General features: G+C 59.1%; 10 protein-coding genes. 6 read left to right on the top strand and 4 right to left on the bottom strand.

The window, feature by feature from the left end:
• The first annotated feature begins 12 nt into the window (after window positions 1-12).
• The 5 genes from P9292_RS06710 to P9292_RS06690 all read left to right on the top strand — a co-directional run bounded on the left by P9292_RS06710 (window position 13) and on the right by P9292_RS06690 (window position 6070).
• Complete coding sequence (locus P9292_RS06710; protein ID WP_309958400.1) at window positions 13-1098, top strand: SDR family oxidoreductase; 1086 nt, start codon at window positions 13-15, stop codon at window positions 1096-1098.
• A gap of 85 nt (window positions 1099-1183) precedes the next feature.
• Entirely contained in the window at window positions 1184-2479 is a 1296-nt protein-coding gene (gene murJ / locus P9292_RS06705) for a lipid II flippase MurJ (RefSeq protein ID WP_309958399.1), read from the top strand.
• Window positions 2476-3654 carry a glycosyltransferase family 4 protein gene (locus P9292_RS06700; protein WP_309958398.1) on the top strand — a complete coding sequence of 393 codons (1179 nt, stop codon included), beginning with the start codon at window positions 2476-2478 and terminating at the stop codon, window positions 3652-3654. Before murJ ends, P9292_RS06700 begins: the two co-directional genes overlap by 4 nt.
• Before the next feature lie 17 nt (window positions 3655-3671).
• On the top strand, window positions 3672-4853 hold the full coding sequence (locus tag P9292_RS06695) for a glycosyltransferase family 4 protein (protein ID WP_309958397.1): 1182 nt from the start codon (window positions 3672-3674) through the stop codon (window positions 4851-4853).
• Entirely contained in the window at window positions 4850-6070 is a 1221-nt protein-coding gene (locus P9292_RS06690; RefSeq protein ID WP_309848109.1) for a glycosyltransferase, read from the top strand. Before P9292_RS06695 ends, P9292_RS06690 begins: the two co-directional genes overlap by 4 nt.
• Before the next feature lie 31 nt (window positions 6071-6101).
• Here the strand turns inward: P9292_RS06690 and P9292_RS06685 are convergent, their stop codons facing one another.
• From P9292_RS06685 to P9292_RS06675, 3 genes are all read right to left on the bottom strand, one after another.
• Window positions 6102-6311, bottom strand: coding sequence for a hypothetical protein (locus P9292_RS06685; protein WP_250510706.1), 210 nt, complete (start codon window positions 6309-6311; stop codon window positions 6102-6104).
• Window positions 6312-6526: 215 nt separating this feature from the next.
• Window positions 6527-7678 carry a hypothetical protein gene (locus tag P9292_RS06680; RefSeq protein WP_309958396.1) on the bottom strand — a complete coding sequence of 384 codons (1152 nt, stop codon included), beginning with the start codon at window positions 7676-7678 and terminating at the stop codon, window positions 6527-6529.
• 615 nt (window positions 7679-8293) lie between these two features.
• Complete coding sequence (locus P9292_RS06675) at window positions 8294-8998, bottom strand: GNAT family N-acetyltransferase (RefSeq protein WP_309958395.1); 705 nt, start codon at window positions 8996-8998, stop codon at window positions 8294-8296.
• Between the two features lie 966 nt (window positions 8999-9964).
• Here P9292_RS06675 and P9292_RS06670 point away from each other — a divergent pair.
• A complete protein-coding gene (locus P9292_RS06670) occupies window positions 9965-10927 on the top strand; it encodes a GNAT family N-acetyltransferase (RefSeq protein WP_309958394.1) in 963 nt (320 codons plus the stop codon).
• 42 nt (window positions 10928-10969) lie between these two features.
• On the opposite strand, the gene P9292_RS06665 is transcribed toward P9292_RS06670, so the two are convergent.
• Window positions 10970-12052, bottom strand: a complete 1083-nt coding sequence (locus P9292_RS06665; protein WP_309958393.1) for an EpsG family protein — start codon at window positions 12050-12052, stop codon at window positions 10970-10972.
• Window positions 12053-12105 lie beyond the last annotated feature (53 nt).

Raw genomic sequence — 12105 nt, 5'->3', positions numbered from 1 at the left:
CATAGAATGACAATGAACGTTCGATACGAAAGCGTGCGCGAACAATTGCGCGCACGTCCGGAGACATGGCTCATCACGGGCGTGGCCGGCTTCATCGGCTCCAACTTGCTCGAAGCGTTGCTCGCGCTCGATCAGCGCGTGGTCGGACTCGATAACTTCGCGACCGGGCACGAACGCAATCTCGAAGAAGTGCGCGAGAGCGTCGATGAAAGGCAGTGGCGGCGCTTTCGCTTCATCGAAGGCGACATCCGCAATCTGCTCGATTGCCAGGCGGCCATGCAAGGCGTGGATCACGTGCTGCACGAAGCGGCGCTCGGTTCGGTGCCGCGCTCGGTGGCCGACCCCATCGCCACGCACGAAACGAATTTAAGCGGCTTCCTGAACGTGCTATGCGCCGCGCGCGATGCGCAAGTGCAGAGCTTCACGTATGCGGCATCGAGTTCGACATATGGCGATCATCCCGGCTTGCCGAAGGTGGAAGATCGCATCGGCCAGCCGCTCTCGCCTTACGCGGTCACGAAATATGCGAACGAGCTCTATGCGTCGGTGTTCGCGCGCGCTTACGGCTTCAATGCGACGGGCCTGCGCTATTTCAACGTCTTCGGCAAGCGTCAGGACCCGGATGGCGCTTATGCCGCCGTGATTCCGAAGTGGACGGCCGCGCTCATCAACGACGAGATCGTGACCATCAACGGCGACGGTGAAACGAGCCGCGATTTCTGTTTCGTCGATAACGTCGTGCAGATGAACCTGCTCGCGGCCAAGGCGGATGCCGCGGCCCGCGGTCAGGTCTACAACGTCGCCGTGGGCGATCGCACGACGCTCGGACAACTCTTCGCGGAACTCAAGCGTCTGCTCGCCGCGCACGGCGTCGCTTATGAGCGCGATGCGCAGTTTGGACCTTTTCGAGCGGGCGATGTCCGTCATTCGCAAGCCGATGTCGGCAAGGCCGAACGTCTGCTCGGTTATGACGGCAAGGTGCCGTTTGCGGAAGGACTCGCGCGCGCGATGCCGTGGTACATCCGCTTTCTGGCAGAACGTGCTGGCCACGAGCCGAACCGCGTCGACGCGCTCTCGGCCATGGCCAGCGGAAAGTGAGGCCGCCGCGTTGATATCACAATTCGCCGCGTTGAGAGACCGCTTGCTGCAGCTTCATCCCGACCATCTTCGCGCTGCGCGGGGTATGTCGAGAGTGGCGGCGTTCGTGCTGATCGGGCGCTCCGCGGGCGCGTTCAAGGAGATGGTGATCGCATATCGCTACGGCATCAGCAACGTGGTCGATGCCTATCAGATCACCCTCATGCTGGTTTCGTGGCTGCCGTCGGCGTGCTCCGCCATCTTCGCCATCGTGCTGGTGCCTGCATTCGTCGATCTGCGCAAGCAATCCGCGAGCGAAGAAGCGCAATTCCTGAGCGAACTCGTTACATGGTCGGCCGTGGTGGGACTCGGTTTCACCGCGATCCTGTATCTGATCTGGCCATACGTTCTGCGGCTCATGGCGGGCAATCTCGCCGTCGAGACGCAGGACATGGCGCATCACATGATGATGGTGATGGCGCCCATCGGCGTGCTCATCATGATGGTTACGGCCTACTCGACGCGTCTGCAATCGAGCGAGCGCCATATCGCGACCTTGCTCGACGGCCTGCCTGCCGTGATGACGCTTCTGCTCGTGCTGTTCTTTACCGGCAATAGCGCAATGCAGCCGCTCATGTACGGCACGTTGCTCGGATATGTCGCGCTGGTTCTGGTGCTGAGGCCGCTCGGCGGCAAGGTCGATAACAACTATGCGCGCTTGAGCTTCACGTTCCGCTCGCGCAAATGGCCGCCCGTCTATCACGCGGTACGCGTCTTCATGCTCGGTCAACTGGTGGTGTGCTGCACACCCGCGATCGATCAATACTTCGTCGCCCATCTGGGCGATGGCGCGGTCGCAACCCTCGGCTATGCGAACCGCGTGTTCGGTCTGATCATCAGCATGGGCGCGCTTGCCATCGCGCAGGGCACCTTGCCTGTGCTGTCCGACATTCTCGGCCGCGACGATCACAAGCGCGCGCGTCATACCGCGTTCCAATGGTCGCTTCTGATGCTCGGCGCGGGAACCGTCTGCGCGGCGATTGCATACCCGCTTGCGCCGTGGATGATCGGTGTGCTCTTTCAGCGTGGCGCGTTCACCGCGCAGAACACGGAACTGGTCGCGGAACTCATGCGCTTTTCGCTCGTGCAGTTGCCGTTCTACTTCGCCTCGCTCGTGATGATGAACCTGTTGTCGGTCGAGGGACGTTACAAGGAGATGGCCATCATTACCGCACTGGGGTTTATCGTCAAAGTCGCAGCCAACACATTGCTCACGCGCTGGATCGGCATGCCGGGCGTGGTCGTCGCGACCGGCGTGATGCAGGCATCCGTCTTTTGCCTCTCGATGCTCTTCACGCGACGCATCCCGCCGCTGCGACCGACCGGAGGATTGGCTGCATGAACATCATGCTGTTGGTGAGCTCGATGGGCAGCGGCGGCGCCGAGCGCGTGGCCGCCACACTCGTGAATGCATGGAGCGAGCGCGGCGACAAGGTCACGCTCGTCGCCACGTATAGCCGCAAGCGCGCGTGCTTCTATGCGCTGTCCGACAAGGTGCGCTTCATCCAGCTTGCGGATCGGATCCCGCCCACGCGCAATAAGTTCTTCGGCTACATGCAACGGCACCGGGCGTTGCGCAAGCTGATACGCGAGACCGATCCGGACGTGGTGATCAGCTTCCTCACCAACGTGAACGTGGCGAGCATTCTCGCTTGCGCGGGTCTGCGCGTTCCGGTCATTGCATGCGAACACAACGATCCTTCCGTCGATGGCCGCACGCCGTTCTGGAAGTTCGCCACGCGCCTCGCTTATCCGCATGCGCGCGCCGTCACGGTACTGACCGACAACGTCGTTGCGCCGTTCAACGCGATGGTGCCCGGCATCAAGCACACGGCGGTCATGCCGAACCCGCTGCCCGACGAGCTGTTCCACCAGCCCGCGCCAACGACAAGCCCCGATGAACGCATGCGGCTCGTTTCGCTCGGACGGCTGCATCCGCAAAAAAACTACGGCTTATTGATCGATTCGTTCGCGGCCATCGCCCATGAATTTCCACAGTGGGATGTGTGGATCTGGGGCGAAGGAGCGGAACGCATGACGTTGCAATCGCGAATCCAGCAGCGCGGCATGAGCGGACGCATCTTCATGCCTGGCGTCACCGACAAGCCGTGGACCGAAGTGCTGCGCTCGCAGGCCTTCGTCATGTCCTCGCGATTCGAAGGCTTTGGACTTGCGCTGGCCGAGAGCATGGCGCTCGGCGTGCCGGCAGTGGCAGTCGACTGCCCGAGCGGTCCACGCGATATCACGCGCGATGGCGAAGACGCCTTGCTCGTGCCACCTGGCGATCCCATTGCGCTCGCGCACGCATTGCGCCGCATGCTTGCCGACGAAGGTTTGCGCAAAGCGCTCTCCGTCAAGGGCGCGCAATCGGTACGCGCGCGCTATGCCGTCAGCACCATCCTGCGGGCGTGGGACGAACTCTTCGCGCGCGTGGGTATCAGCGAAACGAAAACATCGACCGGTACGGATACTGGCCTGCGTCATGCAGAAGCATCGAGCCCCGGCACGTTGAACTAGATCCTGAGAGGCAGGCGATGAACAAGGTCATTCTCTTTGCGAATACCGACTGGTATCTCTACAACTTCCGTCTTTCGCTTGCCAATCGACTTCGCGATCTCGGGCATGAAGTCATATTGCTTTCGCCGCCCGGCGAATATGGAACGCGCCTGATCGAACTCGGCTTTCGCTGGCATGCGGTGCCGATGGTCCGGCGCAGTCTCAATCCATTGCGCGAACTGAATCTCGTGCTCTGGCTCGCGCGTTTCTTTCGCGCGGAACAGGCTTCGCTCGTGCATGGCTTCACGATCAAGAGCGCGGTCTATGGGTCGCTTGCCGCGAGGCTCGCAGGCGTGCCCGCTCGCGTGAATTCGGTGGCGGGGTTGGGTTACGTTTTCACGAGCCGCGACATGAAAGCGCGCTTTTTACGGCCCGTGGTGCGCCAGGTCCTGCGTCTGGCTCTTGACGGCGAGAACTGTGCGCTGATCCTGCAAAATCCGGATGATGTAGCGATGTTCAAGAGCGCCCGTCTTGCCAATGAACAAGCCATCCACCTCATCAAAGGCTCCGGCGTGAATTGCGCGCGCTTCACGGCGCCTCCCGCCGATGCGCCTCTTTCGCACGCGCCGCTGCGCGTGCTGCTTGCGGCACGCATGCTGTGGGACAAGGGCATTGCCGAATTCATCGAGGCCGCGCGCGTGCTCAAGCGCGAGGGACGCACCATCCGCTTCATTCTTGCGGGGACGCCGGACGCGGGCAATCCCGCTTCGATCGAACAGTCGACGATAGAAGGCTGGGTGAAGGAAGGCCTCGTCGAATGGCGCGGTCATGTCGGCGACATGCCGGGTCTGTTTGCAGAAACGGATGTCATGGCGCTGCCGAGTTATCGCGAAGGCTTGCCAAAGTCCCTTATCGAAGCGGCCGCGTGCGCATTGCCGCTCATCACGACCGATGCACCCGGCTGCCGCGAAGTGGTGAGCCGCAACGGCGAAGACGGGCTCGTGGTGCCGGTGCGTAATGCAACGGCGCTGGCCGACGCCATCCGCCTGCTCGACGACGATCGTCCGCTCGCGCGCAAGCTCGGACTCGCCGCACGCGAGAAGGCGCTGCGCGAATTCGATGAAGCGATCGTCATCGACAGGACCCTTGCGGTGTATCGCGCGCTCGCGCCCGCGACATCGACGGCGAGTGCGCCCGCATCCGTCGAGATCACGCCTTGAAGATCGTTCACGTCATCACCGCATTGCCCGCGGACGGCGCGGAGATGATGCTATATCGACTGATTCGCGCATCGCGCGGCGAAGGCGTCGAGCATGTGGTCATCTCGCTGACGTCCGAAGACACGCTGGCGGCGCGCATTCGTAAGGCGGGCGCCGAAGTGCGCATACTCGGCATGAGCAAGAGTCTGCCGGAGCCGCGCAAGTTAGTGCAACTCGTGCGCTGGATCGAGGAACTCGAACCCGATGTCGTTCAAACTTGGCTTTATCACGGCGATCTGATGGGCGGACTCGCGGTCACGGCCGTGAGAGCATGGCGCAAGAAACGGCTGCCGCTCGCCTGGGGCATTCATCACACGGACCTTCGTTCAAGCGGTAGCAGCCGCATGACGCGCTGGGTGACGCGAGCATGCGCGCTGCTGTCGAACCACGTGCCCGATGCGATCATCTGCTGCGGCGAAGCTGCACGGCGCGCGCATGTCGAAGGCGGTTACTGCGCGAAGAAGATGATCGCGGTTCCAAACGGCTTCGAACTCGATGTCTTCAAGCCCGCGCCAGCGTCTCACATGGCATTACGCGAAAACCACGGCTTCGCTGCGGATGCGCCGGTCGTCGGCATCATGGGCCGGTATCACGCGGTCAAGGACTATCCCAACTTCATCGCGGCAGTGCGGCGTGTGCTGCAAGCGTTGCCGCAGTGCCGCTTCGTGATGGCAGGCAATGGACTCGACGATGACAACCGCGAGCTCGTCGAACTCATTCGCAGTGAAGGCGTGGCACATGCGTGCCGCTTGCTTGGACCGCTTAAGCATCCTGAAGCGCTATTGGCGGGGCTCGATGTCTTCTGTCTTTCGTCACGCAGCGAGGGATTGCCGACCGTCATCGGCGAAGCCATGGCATGCGAGACGCCATGCGTGGCGACCGACGTCGGCGATACCGCGTGGCTCATCGGGGAAACGGGAACCGTCGTGCCGCCTCGGAACGCCGATGCACTGGCGCAGGCACTCGTCGACATGTTGATGCTGCCGCGGACGCGGCGCGCGGCGCTCGGCGTGGCGGCGAGAGAGCGAATCGACAGGTTTTTTTCGATCGAAGCCAGTTGGCGTCGCTATGAGGACATCTACTTGCGAATCAGCGAACGAAGGGGCTCAGTGGATGAAGCGTCGGCGCCAGTCGCACAGGTGTCGGCGAAAGAACGACACATTGGTTCCGGTCAATAACCGCGCACCGGAAGATTTTGCACGCGGTTCGTCATTTCGGATGTCCCGAACCCGGCCCGGAATGGCCCGCGCCTTTAGTCTTCAGCTCGCCCGCCTTATGCGAACGTGACCAGATGCTCGTGCGCCCTTGCTCCTCGCGCCGGCGGCGGCGCGAGGGCAGCAGTACGTCGGCAAGCGCGAGCAACGCAAGCGCGACGACAGCGAAGAAGGCGATCGTGCCAATGATGATGGCGAGATCCATTGAATCTCCAGACTTTTCCCGCGTTTTCGGAGATGGCGTTTCGTGACGCCCGATACTTTATTAGAGCACCATCCATGCCAATCGTTTTCGGCATCTCCGTCTAAAAAGACTGGCATGGTGAAGCGCCGCGCAAAGAAAAATCGGTGCGCCAAGCACCGACACCGGGCGCGCGCTGAAAGCGCGCCCTCTTTTCGACATGTTGCCTCGCTAAACGCTTAACGCGTGTAGACCATGTTGGTGACTTCGACCGTCGGACCGGCGTTGTCCCAATCGGTCTTGCTAAAGCCGAGCGCTGAATGCATATAGACTGGCGACGCACTCGTGATATGACCCGTGACCGAATGGCCGTTTAGCGCAAGGCCACCGACTTCGTACGCGACGTGATTGGCGTTGTTGTCGCGATGGTTCGAGATATCGATCGAGACGACCTTGTTCACCGAACCTGGCAAGGCGCCCAGATAAATCAGAATGCCATAGCGGCAGCTGTTCGTCGTTGGGCTGATGATCTTGATGTTCTGCAGCACGGCGTTGTTGTTGTTGGGTTCGATGTCGAGGCCCGCCGAAGGCAACGTGCCGCCGATGTTTTCCCAGGTCGGCGTATCGAACGTGATATTCGCGCCACTCGTGATCGTTGCGCCCTGACGGCGGCAACCGGTCGCGTGGTGCTTCGTGATGTTGACCGTGTTGCTCGGCGTCGTCAGGCTGCGATACGAGTTGCCGATGTAGATGCCGTCGCCCCAACAGTTGATCGTGGTCGGCGAGGTGATCGTCACGTTGGTCGAACCCGCGATGGAGATGCCCATGCCCTGGCCGCCGTCGTTCGGATCGTTGGTCGCGGAGTTGAGTTCCTTGCTGCCGTCGAGCGAGGCGTTTTCAATCTGCACGTTCTGGGCATCCCAGACGCGCAGGATCTGATAGCTGGCGACGTTGTGCGCGAGCAGCTTGATCGACGCGCCGCTTGCGAAACGCAGGTGTGAGTTCGTGCGCAGGTCGAGGCCGGCTGCATCGATACGGCTCTTGCCGGTGATCAGCAGAATCTTGCCGACTGAACCGTCGATCGCTTTTTGAAGCGCGACGCGGTCGTTGGTAGTGCCATCGCCCTTCACGCCGAAGGACGTGTCGGTGACCGTGCCGGATGCCGACGCGGCCTGCGTCGACGAAGCAACCGCCGGTGTCGAAGCAGCTTGGGTGCTTGACGCAGAACTGGTGCCGGACGCACGGCGGCGGCGCTTGGAGACGGAATCAGCGACATCTCCTTCACCGCCGCCGCCGCATGCGGCAAGTGCGAGCGATCCGGTGCTGGCCATCACCGCAGTGAGAAACTTGCGACGCGTGAAGATTCGATCGATCTGATCAGCAAATTGCATTGGAGTAACAGGAGTTTTTTTGGTCAAGGACATGAGCTCGAAGTTATCAATGGGCGTCTGACGAACAGATTCGCCGTGTCAGCTTTCGGATTGGATTTTCACGACTCGGATGGCCCTTGGAAGGACCAGCAAACTCGCGCACTCGTTGGAACGGCATTAATTACCTTTATCGAAATTAAGTTCGCCCCCGATAAGGCATTAAATACCGAATACGGATCGTATGATACAGATCGATGTATGACGAATAGAGAGGAATCGTAACTATCTGTAACTGAATAGCGGGGACAGGGCCGAATTTTCTGGCTCACGCAACGCGCGATCGCACGTCAGGCGGGAAATGCGCTTTTCTAATGCGCATATAATCAGATGAATAAGCAATTCTCGAATATTTTGCGAAAAGTAATTCTGTCGCAGTGAAACAACGGCTATTCATTAGATTAATGAAGGAAATTTTCCCTTAATTCTTCTAATCAGCCGATTGTAGATCTTTCAGCAAAATCTCTGATTTTCGTGTTTAGCTTGTTTCCCGCAACGCTGAGCGCACGGAATTAAACAAGCTTAATCGGTCATTCTCAAGCCGCTCTGAATTGTGAATAGATTCGCTTCTGAGCCGTTCTACGCCTGTTCTTTACCCAAGGATTTTTCTGGCCGAACGTTCGAACGCCAACTATTAACGCTCGCTTTCTTAAGCATTCGTTGTGCGCCAGAAATGGCAAATGCCACGCGTCCCCAGTTCGTTTGCGCAAGTTGCAGACTGCAAACCATTGCGGTATTGCCCCGGCTCCAGTACGGCTTGAACGTTTCTGCGCCGATGCCGAGGTCGAAATCCAAACGCTGCTCGATTGCCCACCGAACCCATGCCTCGGTTGAAACCGCGCCGGGTGCGAATTTGCCAAAGCGCTTATCGAAACTCGCAATCAGACCGATCATGCTCTTTGCGCCGAGACCGATCATGTTCACGGCGAGAATCTCGTCATCAAGTTTCAGGACCATGAGCTTTGCACATGCGAGAGGATGACAATGATTCAGCAGCTCGATTAGATAATTGCGGAAGGTTTCCTCCCACAGCCAACTGCCCTTCTTGTCGACGCGTTCGCCCCACTCGCGCTTTCTCGCCAGCATCCAGTCGACCATGCGCGCGTTCTCTTCACGGTCGTGCGGGCCGAGAATACACACCTCGAACTTGCCTTCGCGGTCGAGTCGTTCACGCAACTGGCCGGGTCGCTTGCCCGAAAGCTTGCCCAAGCCAATGACGAATTCATCCCAACAATTCACTTCCGAAAGTTTAGCCACGGCATAGGGATGTTCCTTGGCGAGCATGATCCCCGGATGCTCCGCAGCGAGCCGATACAACTCGCTTTTGCAATCGACATACGGAAGCAAAACAATATCGCCCTTCCCTAGGTCACGCGCCGCCTGCCAGATCGATTGCGACAGATCCGGCGATGCATACGCTGGATCGGTCAGCACGGTCGTATAGTCTGCCGATTCAGAGCTAAGTGGCCGAAGCACGTTCCAGAGACGATTGCGCGAACGCACGAGCGGCCAAATGGCGACGATACGTTCCTCGCGCCGCGCAGTAATGATGCAAAGTGACCGTCCCGCAGGTTTGGCGACATGACGCCAAACCAATGAGCAGACCGCAAACGATTCATGATGCCGCCCGTCGGCGAGCGTCCACAGTTCATCCCATTCTTTATGCAGCGCTTCGAATTCGTCAGGACTTTTAATCAGATCGATCACATATTTGGCCGTATTCATCGGGCAGCTCCGGCATCGTTATTCGAGGTCCGCTTGATCATGGATCTGCAACCGCACAAGCGTGCCCTCATAGCGCGCACTTAAGCACAAGCTTGGCTCTCGTTCGAGTCAAGATCTTGCATCGAATAGCAAACTGCCCAACGTGCGATGGCGTACAGTGGTGCATGCGATTGGTCTTTACGCTCCAGTAAGTTCCTATACAGGGTCGCGCAGGAGACGGCGCGACTTCGTCTCGATAGAACGCACATCCTCATGCTGTCACCGGTCCGCGACAAGCGGCCTGCAACACGGCGCTTCATCTGCGAGGCGGCCCGGTGCAATCGTCCATCTTTGGCGGCGAACGGGATGATCAAAGCGACATACACACAAAGCGAACGGCTTTCATGAACCGAGTTGTGAGGGACAATGGATAACGAATGCTATTCAGTAAGCTCTTCACCTATCGAGCCAAGCTCAAAACCGGTTAAAAAGAAAATCAGGGAAAACGTCAAGAACGATTCGAGCACCACTAAAGCAGAAGGCATCGTGGAGCGCTCCATCTTTCATGAGCCCTGGTGGCTTGAAGCGGCGACCGACGGTAAATGGGGCATTGCTGAAGTAAAGCAGGGCGATGTCGTCATTGGGGAAATGCCTTATATGTTCGAGCGTAAAGGCATCTGGCGCATATCCGTGCTGCCGCCTTTGACGCGCACGCTTGGCCCTGTCATCAAACCGCAACGTTTAGGTAGTGGCGAGCGCGAATGGTGTTATCGAATGGACATCACGAATCAGCTCGTCTCGAAGATTCCGGCGTGTGCGCATTTTCATCAATTGATGGACACGCGTATGTCGCAAGCCGAAGCTATTGCATTTTCGCTGCATGGCTTCGATGTCTCCATAGGCTATACGCTCGAGTTGCCGGCTGATCGAAGCGAAGCCGAGGCATGGTCGGCGCTGCGGCGCAATACACGCAATTGGCTGCGTCGCGCCACCGAACGGCTTACCGTGCGCGAAATAAACAGCCCCGACGCCTTCACGGATTTCTACGACGCCAACCTCGCCGTGCGCAAACGCAATAACGTGTACGGCTCGCAGATCATGCGCCGCGTGCTCGGCGAAGTCATCAAGCGCAATGCAGGTGTCATGCTTGGCGCATTCGACGAGAACGGCCATCTCGTCGCCGAGACCGCACTCGTGTGGGATACGCGTGCCGTGTACTACCTGCTGTCATCGCGCGCGGCGGATGCACACGGCGGCGCAATAAGTCTTCTGATTTGGGAAGGCGCGCGCGTGGCGCGAGAACGCAAGCTCATTTTTGATTTCGACGGCATTTCCACCGCTACCATTCTCGACTTTCTATCGGGCTTCGGGGGACGCCTTGTAACGCGCTATGAAATTGAACGCATGCGCGCGGATTACGGCGCCCTGCGCACCGTACTAAGAGGCGAGAAGATGGCAATCCGCACTGGCGCGCGACGCTTGCGCAAGGCAACGCTCGATAAAACGTGAATCATGCAGGCGAATGACCGCGCCATTGCTTGCCATGCGCGGTCATAAGCCGAGGAAATACGCGTACACGCCCTCGTAATAGCTCTTGATGATTTCCGCAGTCAGCACCAGCAATATTCCCACGGTCCACCAGCATACGAAGCGATTCTTGAAGCGCGTCTGCCCGACGAGAAACGGCAGCAGCAAGGGCACGCAATACCATACGCGCCCTTTGCCGAAGGGAAACAGCAAAAAGGCCAGCACCAGATAAAGCACGAGGGCGACGTCCATGAAACAGATGTCGCGCCATGCCTGAGCCTTGCCCGCCTGCTTCGTTTTCCATTCCGTATAAAGCATGACAAGTGCCGCCGTCATATAAACCACGAGGAGAATCACCAGTTTGATGGTGAAATCGTTCTGGTAGCCCGCATATTCGTCGATACGACGGCCGCCAAAGTTCTTGAAGAGAAAGCCCGCCGACGAAACCAGCACGACCGCCACCGCCGAAGCGCTTCCCAACGCGAGCCATCTGCGATTGCCCCATGGACGCATCGCGATAAGCAGGAGCGCGGGCACCGCGAACGTGGTGTGAATAAAACTCGCGAGCAGCCATCCCGTTACGGGTCTTTGATAGCGCAAGGACACGAGCATGGCGATAGAGAACGCCATCCCCTGGCGAATCTGAAATAGTCCGACAGTGGCGAGCGCCATCGGCACGACACACCAGAGCACGAGACCCAGCAATGGCCGGCGTACTTCCAAAAGCGCAATGAAGATCAGCGCGTTGAGCAGCACCACCGTAAGTCGCACACCGGCATCGGGTGTAAAGCCCAATGCGTTCAAACCGACGACCCAAGCGCGCCAACCGAATTCCTCGGTGATCGTGCTGATGACGAAACTAACCGTGGATTTGCGTTCCTCGTAAGTATTGAGGAACCAGTCCCACGTGGTCTTGCGGAAGTATTCGAGGTAATTGTCCTGGTCGAGCAACGTCGGCACATTGCGTACGCCCGTCGCCATCACATACAGGACGACGAGCGCGAGAATGATGAACAGCAAGCCATTCGGCGTCGCCAGATAGGAATGAGCACGCGCGCGAGGACGGGAAGGAGAAACGCTTCGCGCTTCCATTGCTCTTGCTCTCATCTAGGAATTCCCTTGCTAGCGCGATTCTGATGATATTAGCGACAACCCGCTGA

Source organism: Caballeronia sp. LZ001, assembly GCF_031450875.1.
Taxonomy (GTDB): Bacteria; Pseudomonadota; Gammaproteobacteria; order Burkholderiales; family Burkholderiaceae; genus Caballeronia.
This window is presented reverse-complemented; position numbering and strand designations above follow the sequence as displayed.